The organism is Bacillus arachidis, from assembly GCF_030285945.1.
Taxonomy (GTDB): domain Bacteria; phylum Bacillota; class Bacilli; order Bacillales; family Bacillaceae_G; genus Bacillus_A; species Bacillus_A arachidis.
The window spans coordinates 2,859,919-2,876,405 of the sequence record NZ_CP127376.1; the positions used below are offsets into that span (position 1 = coordinate 2,859,919).

The 16,487-nt window shown below is 34.9% G+C and carries 18 protein-coding genes and 1 pseudogene; 4 read left to right on the forward strand and 15 right to left on the reverse strand.

Annotated elements, in window-relative coordinates; all coding sequences use genetic code 11:
* Nucleotides 1-330 precede the first annotated feature (330 nt).
* Both QRY57_RS16300 and QRY57_RS16305 read right to left on the reverse strand, forming a co-directional pair.
* Complete coding sequence (locus tag QRY57_RS16300) at nt 331-1,086, reverse strand: class I SAM-dependent methyltransferase (protein ID WP_286015577.1); 756 nt, start codon at nt 1,084-1,086, stop codon at nt 331-333.
* A gap of 108 nt (nt 1,087-1,194) precedes the next feature.
* Entirely contained in the window at nt 1,195-1,749 is a 555-nt protein-coding gene (locus tag QRY57_RS16305) for a CGNR zinc finger domain-containing protein (RefSeq protein WP_286015578.1), read from the reverse strand.
* 107 nt (nt 1,750-1,856) lie between these two features.
* On the opposite strand from QRY57_RS16305, the gene QRY57_RS16310 reads away from it, so the two are divergent.
* Nucleotides 1,857-3,041 carry an MDR family MFS transporter gene (locus QRY57_RS16310; protein ID WP_286015579.1) on the forward strand — a complete coding sequence of 395 codons (1,185 nt, stop codon included), beginning with the start codon at nt 1,857-1,859 and terminating at the stop codon, nt 3,039-3,041.
* Between the two features lie 124 nt (nt 3,042-3,165).
* Here QRY57_RS16310 and QRY57_RS16315 read toward each other — a convergent pair whose 3' ends face one another.
* The 6 genes from QRY57_RS16315 to QRY57_RS16340 all read right to left on the reverse strand — a co-directional run bounded on the left by QRY57_RS16315 (nt 3,166) and on the right by QRY57_RS16340 (nt 9,374).
* Complete coding sequence (locus QRY57_RS16315; protein ID WP_286015580.1) at nt 3,166-4,038, reverse strand: YitT family protein; 873 nt, start codon at nt 4,036-4,038, stop codon at nt 3,166-3,168.
* Between the two features lie 309 nt (nt 4,039-4,347).
* Nucleotides 4,348-5,850 carry a malate:quinone oxidoreductase gene (locus tag QRY57_RS16320; RefSeq protein WP_090690625.1) on the reverse strand — a complete coding sequence of 501 codons (1,503 nt, stop codon included), beginning with the start codon at nt 5,848-5,850 and terminating at the stop codon, nt 4,348-4,350.
* Between the two features lie 447 nt (nt 5,851-6,297).
* Nucleotides 6,298-6,843 (reverse strand): DUF2179 domain-containing protein, encoded by a 546-nt coding sequence (locus tag QRY57_RS16325; RefSeq protein WP_208019457.1) that lies wholly within the window; start codon nt 6,841-6,843, stop codon nt 6,298-6,300.
* 211 nt (nt 6,844-7,054) lie between these two features.
* Complete coding sequence (locus QRY57_RS16330) at nt 7,055-7,465, reverse strand: ATP synthase subunit I (RefSeq protein WP_286015581.1); 411 nt, start codon at nt 7,463-7,465, stop codon at nt 7,055-7,057.
* A 52-nt stretch (nt 7,466-7,517) separates the two neighbouring features.
* The gene (locus tag QRY57_RS16335) at nt 7,518-8,819 is read right to left on the reverse strand and encodes a hemolysin family protein (RefSeq protein ID WP_372440549.1); all 1,302 of its coding nucleotides are present in this window, start codon (nt 8,817-8,819) and stop codon (nt 7,518-7,520) included.
* 147 nt (nt 8,820-8,966) lie between these two features.
* Nucleotides 8,967-9,374, reverse strand: a complete 408-nt coding sequence (locus QRY57_RS16340) for a MerR family transcriptional regulator (protein WP_026593214.1) — start codon at nt 9,372-9,374, stop codon at nt 8,967-8,969.
* A 418-nt stretch (nt 9,375-9,792) separates the two neighbouring features.
* On the opposite strand from QRY57_RS16340, the gene QRY57_RS16345 reads away from it, so the two are divergent.
* Entirely contained in the window at nt 9,793-10,680 is an 888-nt protein-coding gene (locus QRY57_RS16345) for a DMT family transporter (RefSeq protein WP_286015582.1), read from the forward strand.
* 145 nt (nt 10,681-10,825) lie between these two features.
* Here QRY57_RS16345 and QRY57_RS16350 read toward each other — a convergent pair whose 3' ends face one another.
* Together QRY57_RS16350 and QRY57_RS16355 are read right to left on the reverse strand one after the other, a co-directional pair.
* Nucleotides 10,826-11,266, reverse strand: a complete 441-nt coding sequence (locus QRY57_RS16350; protein ID WP_286015583.1) for a hypothetical protein — start codon at nt 11,264-11,266, stop codon at nt 10,826-10,828.
* Between the two features lie 98 nt (nt 11,267-11,364).
* A complete protein-coding gene (locus QRY57_RS16355; RefSeq protein WP_208019462.1) occupies nt 11,365-12,234 on the reverse strand; it encodes a pentapeptide repeat-containing protein in 870 nt (289 codons plus the stop codon).
* Between the two features lie 187 nt (nt 12,235-12,421).
* Here QRY57_RS16355 and QRY57_RS16360 point away from each other — a divergent pair, with 187 nt between their 5' ends.
* Nucleotides 12,422-12,598: a DUF1272 domain-containing protein gene (locus QRY57_RS16360; protein ID WP_286015584.1), complete on the forward strand. Its 177-nt coding sequence runs from the start codon at nt 12,422-12,424 to the stop codon at nt 12,596-12,598.
* 39 nt (nt 12,599-12,637) lie between these two features.
* On the opposite strand, the gene QRY57_RS16365 is transcribed toward QRY57_RS16360, so the two are convergent.
* The 4 genes and pseudogenes from QRY57_RS16365 to QRY57_RS16380 form a co-directional block, all read right to left on the reverse strand.
* Nucleotides 12,638-13,207 (reverse strand): SGNH/GDSL hydrolase family protein, encoded by a 570-nt coding sequence (locus tag QRY57_RS16365; protein WP_286015585.1) that lies wholly within the window; start codon nt 13,205-13,207, stop codon nt 12,638-12,640.
* Nucleotides 13,208-13,221: 14 nt separating this feature from the next.
* Complete coding sequence (locus QRY57_RS16370) at nt 13,222-14,046, reverse strand: MBL fold metallo-hydrolase (RefSeq protein WP_286015586.1); 825 nt, start codon at nt 14,044-14,046, stop codon at nt 13,222-13,224.
* Nucleotides 14,047-14,095: 49 nt separating this feature from the next.
* Nucleotides 14,096-14,944 (reverse strand): aminoglycoside phosphotransferase family protein, encoded by an 849-nt coding sequence (locus tag QRY57_RS16375; RefSeq protein WP_286015587.1) that lies wholly within the window; start codon nt 14,942-14,944, stop codon nt 14,096-14,098.
* A gap of 154 nt (nt 14,945-15,098) precedes the next feature.
* Nucleotides 15,099-15,287 (reverse strand): annotated as a pseudogene (locus QRY57_RS16380) (NUDIX hydrolase); the annotation flags it as partial.
* A gap of 141 nt (nt 15,288-15,428) precedes the next feature.
* Here QRY57_RS16380 and QRY57_RS16385 point away from each other — a divergent pair.
* Nucleotides 15,429-15,638: a hypothetical protein gene (locus QRY57_RS16385; protein WP_286015588.1), complete on the forward strand. Its 210-nt coding sequence runs from the start codon at nt 15,429-15,431 to the stop codon at nt 15,636-15,638.
* 50 nt (nt 15,639-15,688) lie between these two features.
* On the opposite strand, the gene QRY57_RS16390 is transcribed toward QRY57_RS16385, so the two are convergent.
* Nucleotides 15,689-16,456: a GNAT family N-acetyltransferase gene (locus tag QRY57_RS16390; protein ID WP_286015589.1), complete on the reverse strand. Its 768-nt coding sequence runs from the start codon at nt 16,454-16,456 to the stop codon at nt 15,689-15,691.
* Nucleotides 16,457-16,487 lie beyond the last annotated feature (31 nt).

Genomic DNA, 16,487 nt, shown 5'->3' on the forward strand with positions numbered 1-16,487 from the left:
GTTACTTTTTCCTTCCTAACATTAAAAGTAATTCTTCATTAATTTACTTATCCAATGTGGAGCATGAGTATTCTCTCTCACATCGAATTGCGCAAAACAGCCTTTTTTTCATCAAAATCACTTAACTCACTAGATTTTCTAACCCATGATTTGTTGTTTTCTTCCTTAAAATCATTTATTTAAAAAATAATAGTGGCATGAGAGTATTCTTCAAGGCCTATCAATCCTTCAACATACCCTGAATATATCAGAATATTAGAGATAATCCCCTGCCAATTATCACCCTATGAATATTACACATTATTTACACCTTCATTTTGATACAATAGCTTATTTTCTTGCTTTCACAATTAAAGTTGTTGGTAACGCTCTCGCTTTATATAACGAATAATATTTCACAGACGGTTCAACTGCTTGTTCCTCAAAATCACTTGATGGTTCACCTTCAACTATTTTTTCAATTGTAAATCCTACCTTAATGAGCTCATTTATGTATGTACTCAATTTTCTTTTATATAATACAGCTTGTACATCTTCCCCTTTAAATGTTTCAAATGTAATAGGTACCTCTTCATGATATGAAGATTCCAAAACAATTTCAGGCGTTCCATACTTCAAGTTTGAATAAATCGGATGCTCCCAACTAAAAACAAAGCTTCCCCCTTTTTTTAAATAAGAATAAATAAGCTGCAATGTTTTTGGTAAATCAGATGTCCATCCTAGCGCATAAATGGAATATACAATATCAAAATGTTCTTTCGGAATATCTGTTTCATCCTCCATCGCAGCACATATCAAGTGTGGATTCCACTCTATTAATGTCTGCTTCGCTGTATCAATTTGTATTGTAGAAAGATCAACGCCCCATAATTCTTCTGCTCCATGCTTCGCCATATACTCCAAAGAATGTCCACTACCGCAACCTATATCAAGAACCTTTTTATGCTTAATCATATCAAACAACTGAATTTCATCTTCAGAAGCAGTATACGGCCCGTACCTTGGCAAAGAATCTACCTGAAAAAAGTAAGGCGCTACTATATCCCAGCACTTTTTATTGAGCTCTAACATTTTTGCTTGTTCCATTTGTCAAATCCCCTCTCTATTATAGTCACCGTGCATTCATACAAATTCTTCTTTCTTAGTACTCGTTACTTTACACGAAATCCCATTAGCTAACTTCTGTCTATATATTTAAGCATTATAGCCAGATCTCCCTTTTCTCTTCGCCCGATAATTTTTCACTTTCGCGATTGTACCACAAGCTCTCCCCTCTTTACTCCCCGCATACATTCCGCACCAACGCTTACTTCCATTACGAGAATGATCATAAAAGACCCAGCGGCAATCTGGACATGCCTTTAATCGTTTCCACTTTCCCTGCTCAATATCAATCAGAATAATTTGCAATATGGTTGTATAAATATTTCGTTCTCCTATTGGTTCATATGTGACAGAATCCATGTTTTCTGTCACACACACGCGAAATAGATATTTTTCAAACCACTGTTGTAGTGCTCCTTTCCCCTCAACTGCGAAACGAATTTCATCTCGAAATCGTTTCAGTTCATCAACTGTACCAAAAGATAATTCTTCATTAAAATGGATCCTCATAAATTGAAGTACATCATCTATAGTATGAAGCTCGTCTACGCACATTCTTGAATCATTCGGAATTCTCCATGTATTTAAAAAGTCCCTTACGGTTTCTAATTGTCCTGGCGCCTCTTGACCATGTTTCAAATTCATTCACCATCTTTCTAAATTTTACTTTTTTCTGACTTTATGTATAATTATAGTATAAAACAGTTAACCATTAAAACTTTTTAATGGTTACATTATTGAAAGGAGTCTCTATGAAAAACTTTTCTATACCAATACGCGTTATACTTATTTCATCATTTTTTATGGCATTTGGATACTTTGCTGTATATGCATTTCTCGCCATCTATTTATCGAGTTTTTTAAACTTTCCTGGCATACAAGTAGGAACCATTTTAACCATTATGACGATTACTTCACGAGTTATTCCTTTATTTTCTGGTATCATCGCCGATAAAGTAGGCTACATGATTATGATGATATCTGGTTTACTATTAAGAGGCATTGGCTTTATTTGTTTAGGAATATTTTCAGAGTTTCATACTATTTCAATTTCCGCCTCCCTGATTGGATTTGGAACTGCATTTTACGAACCAGCTGCTCGTGCTGTATTCGGCTCACAGCCAGCTAACATCCGAAAAGATTTATTTACATACTTAAACCTTGCTTTTAACAGCGGTGCAATTATCGGTCCAATTGCTGGTAGCCTATTACTCGTATGGAACCCTTTGTATCCATTTATCCTTACTGGATTTCTCATGTTATTATTTGCTATCATTTTTTATCTTCTTAGATCCCACTTCCAAGTTTCTACTGAAAATGTACAGCTCTTATCTGGATTAAAAGCCGTTTTTGAAAATAAACATTTTCTGTTATTCTCATTTATCATGATTTTCTTTTACATTATGTTTACTCAGCTTACTGTCGCGCTCCCCCTTTATATGACCAATATCAGTCATAGCGTAAAGTTAGGTGGACTTGTCATTACAGTAAATGCAATTACAGGCGTTTTGTTTATGATTGTATTTCGAAAAATATTTCACAAATACAATACACTTTCGATTGTAAAATGCGGTGTGCTATTTATGGGGCTTTCTTTTTTACTTATTCCTTTGTTTCCACATCCTTATTGGCTGTTTGGCTGTGTCATTTTATTTACAATTGGCGAAACACTTGTATTACCTAATGCTGACATTACAATTGCAAATTATAGTAATGAATCCTATACGGCCACATATTTCGGGGCTTATCAGCTCTCACTCGCTATTGGATTTATTATTGGAAACTACACAGGAACATGGTTTACATCACAGTTACAAGGAATGTATACACCTTGGTTGATTTTTGGCACAATGGGGGTTACAGGTTTTATTTTGCTTCATATTTTAAAAAATATGGAACAAAAACAAGAAAAAGAAACGATTCATACAGGATTATAATCATATATAACGTCAAAAAAGCACCGTCCAGTCTATTATTGAACGGTGCTTTTCATAAAATAATTATAATTTTTTCATCCCGCATTAACAGGCAGAAAACGAAAATGTGTTTTTTGCGAAATCATTAATGAATATCATGTTTTTTGAAATTTCCGCCCTTCACTTCTGCTACGTCATATACCGTAACAAAGGCACTTTCATCAATTTCATGAATGATTTCTTTTATTTTACTTTCTTCTAAACGGTTAATAACACAAGTAATTTCTTTAAATTGTTCCTTTGAATAACCGCCGTACACTTCATTATACGTTGCACTTCGACCTAAGCGCTCTCGAATTGTTTCTACCATTAAATCAGGTTCCTTTGTGATAATTTTAAATGTTTTAGAACCACTTAAACCTACTTCAACGATATGAATTACTTTAGAAGCAATAAAGTAAGCAATTGCTGAAAGGATAGCCCCTTGCAGACCAAATACCGTTGAAACAACAATAAAGACAAACATGTTTAAAAATAAGATGAGGTCACTTGTCCCAAAAGGTAATTTTCGAGAAAGTAATACAGCTAACATATCGATTCCATCTAATGCGCCACCATTACGCAATGCTAACCCCATACCAAAACCGATGATAATCCCCCCAACAACAGTAATTAACAATGTATCACCGTGAATAATAGTTGGTATGTCGTGCATAAGAACCGTACCGATTGCTAGTGAAGCAATACCGATAACCGAATAAATAGCGAAATTTTTACCAATTTGCTTATACCCTAACCAAACAAAAGGAATATTAATGACTGCAATTAGAATTCCTAATGGTAATCCAAATAGTTCTGAGCTTACGATACTTAAACCCGTCACACCACCATCTGATACATTGTTTGGAATTAATACCGATTCTAGTCCATATGCTGTTATAAATGCCCCTATAATAATCGCTAATACTCGTAAAGCGATCTTTAGTTTATTGGGCTTGTGCTTTTTGATTTTACTCATATCATTTCCTCGTTTCAAACTTTTTTCTCTTTTCATTACTACACATGTTTAATTTACCAGACTCACTCCTAATAACTATTTTAACACATTACCACCATAATATTAATGGTTAAACAGCTTTATTGTTAATTAACAAAATTGTTATAAAATTAGTATATTATTTCCCCTTAAATATGAAAGCCCCATGTAATTCATACATGGGGCTTTCATTTTTTATAATATACAATCTTTAAGACTAACTCTTATCAAATATTTGTTTACAAATTACTTATAGTCTCTTTAAACATCTTTGTTTTTACATCCAAAGAATTAACTATAAACTAGTTCTTTTTTGCTTAAACCAAGCACCTCTGCTGTTGAAGTATGAATTTCTTGGAAAAGCTCTGGATTTTCTACTAGTGACACACCATAAGAAGGAATCATTTCTTTTATTTTCGATTCCCATCCGTTCATATGTTGTGGGAAGCACTTTTCTAATACTTCGAGCATAACGTTAACGGCAGTAGAAGCACCCGGAGAAGCACCGAGCAATGCAGCTACCGAGCCATCAGAAGCACTAACCACTTCCGTACCAAATTGAAGTGTTCCTTTACCACCGGCATCAGTATCTTTAATAACTTGCACACGTTGGCCTGCCACCACTATGTCCCAATCCCCGCTTTTGGCATTTGGAATAAACTCACGTAATTCTTCCATACGCTTTTCACTCGATAACATAACTTGCTGAATCAGATATTTCGTCAATGCCATCTCTTTTACACCTGCCGCCAACATAGTGAGGACATTATTTGGTTTTACGGAACCTATCAAATCAAAATTCGAACCAGTTTTTAAAAACTTTGGTGAAAAGCCAGCAAACGGCCCAAACAGCAATGTTTTCTTGTTATCTATATATCTTGTATCAAGATGTGGAACAGACATTGGTGGAGCACCAACCTTAGCTTTACCATATACTTTTGCATGATGCTGTTCTACAACTTCCGGATTGTTACATACCATAAATAATCCGCTTACCGGGAAACCTCCAATATGTTTTGACTCAGGAATACCGGTTTTTTGTAGTAAAGGTAGACTTCCTCCCCCACCACCGATAAAGACGAATTTTGCAGTATGATATTCAATTTTACCGTTATCAATATCATGCACTTTCACTTCCCAGGATCCGTCGCTAGTACGTTTAATATCCTGAACACTATGCTTGTAGTTTATCTCGACATTTTTACTCTGTAAGTGGTCAAACAACATACGTGTTAAAGCCCCAAAGTTGACATCCGTTCCAGAGTCGATTTTTGTTGCCGCTATTGACTCATTCGATGTACGACCTTCCATGATAAGCGGCATCCACTCCTTCAGTTTTTCAGGGTCATCAGAAAATTCCATCCCTTGAAACATCGGATTATTTGAAAGCGCTTCAAAACGTTTTTTCAAAAACGTTACATTTGTTTCCCCTTGTACCATACTCATATGAGGTATTGGCATAATAAAGTCCTGTGGATTACGAATCAGATTACTGTTTACAAGATAAGACCAAAACTGTCTTGAAAGCTGAAACTGTTCATTAATTTTGATAGCTTTGCCAATATCTATAGATCCGTCAGGTTTTTCGGATGTATAGTTCAGTTCACACAGTGCAGCGTGGCCCGTCCCAGCATTATTCCATTCGTTAGAACTTTCTTCTCCTGCGTTTGTAAGTTTCTCGAACACTTTGATTTCCCATTCAGGTGCTAACTCTTTCAATAATGATCCCAAAGTCGCGCTCATGATTCCGGCACCAATTAAGATAACGTCTGTTTTCTGCTGCATGTTGCTCATGATAATCTCTCCATCCCCTATATTAGCAAAAAAGTGTAGGCGCATCTTCTCAGATGTCGCACGCCTAGGCCCCAACCTAGAAACATATCTTTTCTGCCTCAATTATAGCCATATCATATTCTATTATAACTATTAATCGACTAAAATATCTAGTATTATCTGATAATTATAAACCATTTAATCCGGTAAACAAGTAAGAAGTTCATACACAATGGCCTAAAAACACCAAATAACCAATGTCTAAACCTTAAGATAAAGGCTTTGGTTCGCCTTTACCTGTGAACCGAAACCCTCTAAATTTTTTACCGTTACTTATAATATGTTTCCCCGCACTTAATAGAGATTAAAAAGGAAAAATTAATTAATTTACAATGTATATTACGTCACTTTCTCTCAAAAATATCCATATCATCAATAAAAAGGAGAAGCTTTTCGCTTCTCCCTTCTTTACGATGCGTGCTCCTTCTTCTTCATTAATGCTCTTTTTTTCATAGCTTTTGTTAAGTAGCCACCTTTGAAAGAACGAATCTCATATGAAGACATAAATGCCTTCGGTGCGATTCGATTAATAATTTCTAAAAGCTCTTTCTCACGTGAACGCTTTGCAACAATATCTAAACGGTAACGAATCGAATTTATCCCTTCCCCTTCAAATACAGTTACACCAAATCCTGAATGTCTTAACTCATCAACTAACTCATTGCAACGGTCTAGTAAACTAACTTGGTATGTAATATACCCAATTGCCAATTTATTTTCTATATAACCACCTAATAAAAGTCCGGCACTAAAGCCAATGACATAGGCTACAATATTCATCCAATTTGATAAATCTTGGAATACAATCCCTAAACTTACAATATAGATTGCACCTTCTAATAGTCCAACACCAGCAGCGGATCTTGTTTGATTCTTTACAAGCAAAATCGTCCGGATTGTTAAAACAGGAACATAAATAATTTGAAGTACAAAAATAAGTAGCGCTTGTAACATTTGCATCCACCTCTTTCAAAAAGTCTTTTGTCATAATAACATATATAACCTTTAGAAAGCGATGGGTTTTCATAAAATTCTTTAAGATTTCACATGAAAAATAATGTAAAACTTTATTCTCCGTGTTTTTTCTTCATCTTCATATATTTAGAGGTGGGAGTCCTCTCGAAAGATATGATAGAAAAAGAACTTTATGTCGGTCTTTTTACACTTATTTCAAATTCCTTTCATTTTTCCCTCTTTGTTTCTCTTCTTCTTTAGCTAATTGCATATTCGCATAGGCTAAATTCACAATCATTAAAAAGTGCCCGCCTAAAATGCCAGTACCAAATGCCCACATTTCCATTTCATGTTCAATTTCATACATAATGATTGCACCCAATATAGCAGCTGCAAAACGATTTAAAATCCCTAATCCTGGCGCTCGTTGTTTTAATACAATGCTTTTCCCGATCTTTTCAACTCGTCTTGCTAGCAACCAAAGACAGTATGCGCTGACTGCTAATCCGATCCCAAAGCCAGTAACTTGCTTTGAAAAAGGCGTTATCGTCCATAAAAGTAGTAAACCACTAAAAATCATATATAACTGTAGTTTGTATACTCGTAACGCAACTTCAATCAAAATATCCGCTCCTTGTTTCAAGTTTTGCAATAGGTGAAAAAAAAGCAGCAACCTAAACAGTTGCTGCTTTCTCTTGTTGATGATCAATTTTTCGAATTTCAACGCGTTTAATTTGATATGCATCTTTTTCAAGAACTTTAAACTCATATCCTTCTGCTTCGACACATTGTCCTTCTTCAATTTCATGGTTCTGCATCATAATCCATCCACCAATTGTATCCACATCTTCTTCTTCGATGTGTAAACCAAATAAATCTTTAACTTCTGTAATCAACACTTTTCCATCCACAATTTTGTGATGATCATTTATGTGTTGAATTGGTGGATGTTCATCTTCATCGTATTCATCACGAATTTCGCCGACGATTTCCTCCAATATATCTTCAAGCGTTACAATTCCGGCCGTGCCTCCGTATTCATCATATAAAACAGCCATTGGAATTCGCTTTTTCTGCATTTGCAGAAGTAAATCGTGAATTGGAGTTGTTTCCATAACTTCAATAATCGGACGCATATACGTACGAATAGATGATAAATCTTTTGTATCGCCTTTCATATATCGAATAAAGAAGTCTTTTACGTTAACCATACCAATAATATCATCTTTATCTTCTCCAAAGATTGGATAACGCGTGTATCGTTCACTTTGGATGATGTTCATGTGCTCTTCTACTGAATCTTCGAGATAGAAACCGACAATTTCCGTCCGTGGTACCATAATCTCCTTTGCAATGCGGTTATCAAATTCAAAGATATTATTTACATACTTATATTCTGCTTGATTAATTTCTCCACTTTCATAGCTCTCTGAAAGAATTAATCGTAATTCCTCTTCAGAATGGGCTACTTCATGTTCAGAAGCCGGTTTCAAGCCGAACAAACCAGTTATAACACGTGCTGAACTATTTAGCATCCAAATAAAAGGATACATTACTTTATAGAACATCATGAGCGGTCCAGCAAATAATAAAGTTACTCTTTCCGCCTTTTGAATTGCCATTGTTTTTGGTGCTAATTCACCTACCACAACATGTAAATATGTCATAATCATAAAAGCAAGACCAAAAGTTAATACATGAGATATAGAAGGAGTTATATTCCATTTCTCAAATAGCGGACGCAAAAGCTTCTCTATTGTCGGTTCACCTAACCAACCCAGTCCCATTGCCGTAACTGTAATTCCTAACTGGCAAGCAGATAAATATTCATCTAAATTTGTTGTTACCTTTTTTGCTGCTAACGCACCGCGTTTTCCTTCCGCAACAAGCTGATCTATACGACTTGAACGTACCTTAACAATCGCAAATTCTGCTGCTACGAAAAATCCAGTAAATGCGATTAAAATCGCAACCATGACTAAATTAAATATTCCCAATGAATCCCCTTAGTAAAAAAAAACTAAGGTGTTCACCTCCTGTATACTTATAATGTTTTCTGATTCTCTATTTCTTTAGAAAACATAGCGCTATACAGAAATTAAAAGAGTCGGATCCAACTTCAACTATAAAAATAGTATCAATGTTTGTATTAAAGTCGTCGTTTGACCAGATAAAGACTTCGATATTTTTTCACGTTGTGAATCTGTTAACCCATCTAATAGAGGTTTCAACTGTGTTAGTTCTGCTTCTAATTGATGGATATGGTTTGTCACTTCATTCACTTGTTTCGAAACGTGTTCATTGATACCGAGCAGCTTCTTTCTCTCCTCGATCCTCTCTTTAATCTCACAAAGCGGCATATGCATTTCCTTGCATTTCTCAATAAATTGTAATGTCTCAAATGCTGTTTCATCATAATAGCGATAATTAGATTGAGATCGCTCCGCTTTTAAGATACCTAGATTCGTATAATAATCAATCGTTCGTTTCGATACGTGAGCCAAGTGAGCCAACTGTCCGATTCGATACACCTTCCCAACGATTTTTCCCTCCCCATTTATGTTAAGAACATCATACAATACATAAACTGTACAGTCAAACGTGACAGTTTTCTAGCTCTGAATATGAATGACCAATTCGCACTTGATCTCCCTTCTCTAAACTAATTGACTTTGGATAATTACTAATGTGAGACTGAATCACAACATATTTCATTTTACCTCTCCTATATTCTGAAAATTAAGTTATAATTGTATTATAAAACTTATTTACGATAAACAAATTCAAAATATTGAGAGGAGAAATTCTTATGTACTACAGCAACCTTTTCGAAAATGATCAACCTGTAATCCGTCTATAATCTAAGGCGGGCATGCTTATATTTTTATAAAAAATACGCCTCGTCTTAGGACTTGTAAGAATCCTACAAATAGACGGAGGTATTTCACAATGAAACAAACAATTTTAGGTGCCATATGTTTATCACTTGCAGCAAGTATTTGGGGTGGTATGTACGTTGTCAGTAAATATGTACTAGACTTTGTTCCCCCTCTTACACTCGTCTGGCTTCGCTTTATCATCGCTTTTTTCGTTCTATATATTATTTTGAAAATAACAGAACGAAAAAATAAAAAGAAACTCCTTATTCATAAACGAGACTGGTTACTTTTTGCTTGGATCGGTTTCATTGGCTATTTTATTTCAATTACATGCCAATTTGTTGGAACAAAATTATCAGATGCTCACACAGGTTCTTTAGTTACATCAGCCACTCCAGCATTTATGGTTGTATTTGCTGCTTTGATTTTGAAAGAAAAACTAACTGCACGTAGAATACTCTCTACCATCTTAGCTACAATAGGCGTCATAATTGTCATCGGATGGGATATAGAGATGGGTTCTTATTTTATTGGCACAATCATTTTAGTTGGAGCTGCGATTACATGGGCTTTACTATCTATTTATGTAAAAATTGCTTCTAGCCGTTTTTCATCCTTGGTCATTACAACGTATGCAATATTCTTTTCGTTATTTTTCATTACACCGTGCATGATTTGGGAGTTACAATCAAATCCAATTGAAAACTTAAATCCCACAATCATTTTAGGTATTCTATATTTAGGAATCATCTCCACTGCAGGTGCCTTTTTTCTTTGGAATAAAGGACTTGAGTTAATGGATGCCAGCATTGGTTCATTATTTTTCTTTTTTCAGCCCATCGTTGGTTCATTACTAGGGTGGCTATTATTGAATGAAACATTAAACAGCAACTTCTTTATTGGTGGTGCCCTGATTATATTTAGTGTAGTGATTACTACACTTGAAAAGAAGGGCTAACAATAGTAAAAAACACAGGCTGTATAATACTCCAGCCTGTGTTTTTAATTTCTGTTATACACTGTTAAATATTGATGTTGACAATAATCAGAAGTATATTGGGCCTGTTTTTATATCCACTTCTTTAAATCCTTATTTACAAATGTCAAACATACCAAGCATCCTCAGTGAATCTATTCCATTCTAATGTAAAGTTGTTTGCTTTAAGTTTGATACTGCAAAATTGTTTTGTTTTCCAATCGGTGCCGAACATTTCAAAAATAAAATTATTTCTAATTGAACTTTGGCTAAAAGTCAAAAACTCCATTTCTTCCAATTCAACTATTGGGACTTCCTTATCAATTCCATCATCAAAATGGATAATGGGTTTAATCATTGTTACACCTTTAAAAGTAAGTTTGCATCTATCCGTTGCCTTTGCAACTTTATAAGGATTGAGAGGATGAATTTTGGAAATATAAACAAATTCAAATTCAAAAATAGCCATATCTTTTTCAATCTTTATTTCTTCAACACAGCAATCGTGAAAATCTAAGTAGTCAAAATAATGATTTGTGGTTTTATATTTCCAAGAATTCAAATTCACTCTATTTAACACCCCTCAATTAGAAATTACGCTAAATGAATAATCTAGGTTTATCCTAAGTGGTAATTGTTATGAAACATTTACATATTATCTTTTCCTCAAGCAGACCAGTGTGCCGGACGAGAAAGCAACCTTGGTAATTTCGTGTTGACATCCCCTTTCGCTGCGTTAACCTGAACTTGAGTCAGAAAAACACTCTCAGTAAGATCTGCCCCACGAAGATCAGCGTCTCGTAAATCGGCACCAATAAAGTCAGCCATTCTTAAATCTGCTCCTCGAAGATCAGCTGCAATTAAGTATGCTCCTCGTAAATTTGCTCCCTTAAGATCTGCCTTTCTAAGCTTTGCCCCCATAAGGTTTGCTCCTCGATGATTAATCCTTTTATTTTTTTTCGAACTCTTATACTTGTAACATGACTCCGTCCATACTAATTCGCTTGTCTTTAATAGAAGTTCATTTACATACGCTCGGTGTGATGGAATGTTTAAATCCATCAGCAATTCTGGACTAAGCTGAGAAAGTCGTTCTGTCTCTGCAATTGCGTCACAAATTTCCTTATGAATCGTACGTGTCGCTTTTAACGCTAAAGATTCATTCAAATACCACAGCATCTCATGAAGTTGGTGCATAATTGGGAAAACGTCATACATTTTCTTGGCATGTTTTGAATCTTTCCGCCAGTCAACTCCCTCAAAAGTAACCTGTGAAACTTTTTGTCCTGCACCAAAACACTCAAACACAGTACATCCTTTAAAACCTTTCTGCCTTAGATTTTTATGAATGCTACAACGAAAGTTTGATTGCAGATTAGAGCAAGGCTTACCAGCATCCTTATTAACTGCAAAATCTGCCGAAGCTGCGAAAGGTAATGCAACGCAGCACAAACTGAAGCAATTCTCACAGTCAGCTCGTAAACTATTAAAACTCACATCAGTTTTTGTATCCAAAAAATTATTATTCTCTAACAAAACATGTACCCCCTGTTGTTCTACCTCTTATTTCATTTTAAATACATAATTAATTCGTAAATCAAATATCATATTTCATTTCAAACGCTAGGCTAACCTCCAAATATAATTTCATATGAAAAGGACATATTCTCCAACCTATATTATCATTAAATTATAAAGATTCATACAATCAGGAGGGAATCATATGGCATTAGAAATGAAAACAAACTGCCAAACTTGCAATGCTTCACTTCAAACGGATTCGGAAGCTTATATTTGCACTTACGAATGTACATTTTGTGCACCGTGCACGGAAAAAACAAATCATGTTTGTCCAAACTGTGGTGGTGAATTAGTGCGTAGACCCAAAAGAAAATCATAAAAGCAAAGCTACTCATAGCTTTGCTTTTCATTTGAACACTTATTTAAAAATCTCTTTCAATTCACTTCCAATTAACTCAGATAAATATTCATAACCAACAGCATTAAAATGTAAGCCGTCACGCTCTTCATTTTCTAGGAATTTCTTATAATCTAATTCTTCAATCATGTGAGAATGTAGATTAAGAAAATGAACTCCTGTTTGTTCTGCCACTTCTCTTACTACTTCCGCATACTGTAATAATACTTCATTTGTTCTTGCGTACTGCCTTTCCTCATCCACTGGTGCTGGACTTATGAGAAGCACTTTTTCTGGTGAAATTCTTTTCACAATCGCAATTAAATTTTCTTCATATTCTTGTAGTGATACTTGTTTATGAAATGCTGCATCATTCGCACCGAAAAAGACTGTTACAAATGTTGGCTCGTAACATAAGACATCCTCTTCTATTCGTTTTAATGCGTCAAACGTATTGTCACCAGAAACCCCTGCATTTACCACTTTCCACTCAGGAAACAGACTTTGTAAACGCGGTGTTAATCTAGGTTCGCCATTCCAGAATGTTTCACCATCTGTAATACTATCACCAAAACATACTAATGTTTTCATTTCCGTTTCCCCTCTTATGTATGAAATAATTTCCCTTCTAATGCTGAAATATAGCGCTGTGCCGAACGTTCTACAGCTTCATTTGCATTCTCTTTTACTACCCGGTGAAAAGCGTTGTATAAACGATTAAAAGGAAGTGACTTTACCCTTTTGGTCATTTCTTCTACTTTATTTGCAGGTAACGGAATTAAATTTGGATAGCTATACATAAAGCTCACCCACTCTTGATCCGCTACAACTTGAATAATGTCCCCTGTTAATAAAATCCCTTTCCCTTCATTCCCCTGTGACCAGTGTAAAACAGAACCACCTTTAAAATGTCCGCCTAGACGATGCACAGTGAGTTCATCAGATAATTGCAATGATTCTCCTGACCAAAAAACAATATGTTTACTTGGACGCATGACCCACTGTTTATCATCTTCATGAATATAGATTGGTACATCGAATCTTTCCGCCCATTCTACTTGAGTAGAATAATAGTGCGGATGGGATAACGCAATTGCATCTAATCCCCCTAATTCTTTCACCTTCTCAATCGTAGTTTCATCGAAGTATGTAATACAGTCCCATAACAAATTATACGATTCTGTTTTTACCAAATAAGTTGTTTGACCAATCGCAAATTCTGGTTTTGTTGTCATGCTATATAACCCTGTTTCTTCTTCAATGATTTCATTTTGATATGTATGGCTCGCTTGTAAATCATCAAGTGTTGTCCAAGATTGCCCTTTCGGATTCACATATTGCCTCTCCTCATTACAAATCATACAATTCACTGGTTCTTCTGTACTCGCTGCATATTGCACGCCGCACGTTGTACACACAAAATTCTTCATAAAAATTCTCCTGTCCCTATTTATTTTTTTATCTATCAATCTTTCATTGTTAATGAATTTGATCCATCCAATAATGCCAAGCTTGTAAATAAGCTTCTAAATCTTCAGGATGATGTCTCATACAAGTGTCTAATCTGCAATATAAAACGATTACAACTTCTTCATATAAAACTTTTCTCGTTCTATTATGAAATACACTCTTTTCTACTACCTCGCCTATTGTTTCCTTCGTTAGATCTTCCGGCGTCGAACAAAATGCATAAATGAAATCATATATTGGATCTCCCAAAACTGGCAGAGGGTCAATCACACCATATAGTTTATGCTCATTAAATATAAAATTATGAAATCCACAATCCCCATGTAATAAATATGGTTGATTACTATATCTCGTTCTATTTGGACTGTGTACTAAATTAAGAACAGTATGAAAATCTTCTTCTGTTATATAGGATTTTACAGTTTCATTAGCTTCCATCACCCTCTCTAAAAGAAAGACCTGCCAAGAGTCTACCGGTTCTTCTTTCCATCCCCACTGATCCATTTTCATAGCTGGTTTATATGTATGAATCACTTTCTGTACAAGTGTAAAAAGAATATCTTTTTTATTCTCAACATCATAACTTGTGGAACCAGGGATAAATGAATAGACCATATATCTATTGAGTGAATCTACATACAAAAGCTTAGGAAATACACTTTTGTCTTCATAAAATTTAAGGAAATAAGCCTCTTCTCCAATTACTTTCGGTTCATTCAACTTTACAACGCACGGCTCATTTCCTTCTATAAGGTACAGTCTACTTGTAGTACCGCCGGTTAATCTCTTGCACCCTTTTGGATAATGATCAATGACTTCATTAACAATTAATTGTTCAATAATTTCTGAAATATCCACTTTTCCTATTCCCACTCTGCAAATGTATTTGAGATTTCTATAAATAAGACAACGTTAATATTATTTGACAAACATAAGGAAACTCCTTTAATTTTTATATTATAAAAAAGCAATCCTTATTTCTCCGACACCGATAATGCTGAAACTAATATCTCTGCACAAATACCATACTACTCGATTCGTACTCACCGCTAAAATCATACACTTCTGTAATATCCATCCGGTAAAACGGTTGATATCCTACCTTAGGCTATGGATCATTGGCATTCCAATTCGGGTTTTCACTATGGTCTACAGCAATATATCCAAGTAAAATACATCCTCCTTTTACATATCCTTCTTCCTAATACATATTTTATTTTCACACAACAAAAACCTGCTACAAATTGGAGGTTATATAAAATGAACCTTACTTGTATTCTCTTTTAATTTTTATAAATAAGGGAATGCTATAAAAACACCCGTATAATAGGAGGTTTTATATATGAAACACGATTTTTTACAAGCCGTAAATCAAGCTATCGGTAAGGTTGAACATATTCATATTGAAGAAAGTGGCGCGGACAGCCTACTGATTCATCACGATGATGTAAGGCAATTGAAACAAGTTGCTGAAACGTTAGAAAATAACAATTTCCATTCCGTTATGAGGAAAAATGGGAATACATCTTTTATTGAAGTAGTAAACAGATAAAAAAAGTTCGGTCATATACCGAACTTTTTTTATCCTCTCAGCCCCTAAACCTATTTAAAAGTTTTGCAATACAATTCCGTTTCTGCCTTTATAGAGCATCCGTTTTTCAAAAAAACCTTTTGCATTTTTTCATTTGTCATATGGGTACTTCCTATATAATAGGTAGCTCCCATTTGCTTTAACAAACGTAAAGATTGAAGATGAATATGAGCACTAAGTCCTTTTCCACGTTCCTCTGGCAATAATCCGAAATAAAATAATCGTCCTTCCTCCTTCGTACCAGGTTCAATATGAGGAATAGATATTCCAATCGGTTGCTCTTTATCATAAAAGGCAATACATGATTTTTCCCAACCCTGGCCTAATTCTGCTTGTATAGCGTAAAAATGTTCATTGATATTAAGAATGGATGATTTATTATCTGACCCTAGCGTACATCGCTCCCAAAGTGATTTAAATTCTTCTCCAGACAATGTCCCTTCATCTATAGAGCGAAAATTATACTGTTTCTCTGGAACTACGATACACGAAAGTTTGCGAAACACTTCTATTTTTGCTGCATAAAGCTGAAAACCAAATTCACGTAATATTTTTGCACTCGGAGTATAACTGTTAAAATTTTTATCTAGTAAAATACTCGCTCTTTTTACCTTCCAACTTGAGCAAACCTCTACAAATCTTTTTATCTTCTCTTTATAATTTTGAAGATCATACAGCACATCTTCTTCAATTTCTTCAATTGTTACTGCATTTGGTAACCCATTTAATACTTTTTTGGAGGAACCAAATATGTTTTGAACCGTTGTAAGATTACACATTGTGTTCGCCTTTCTATGCAAAAGTTAAAAC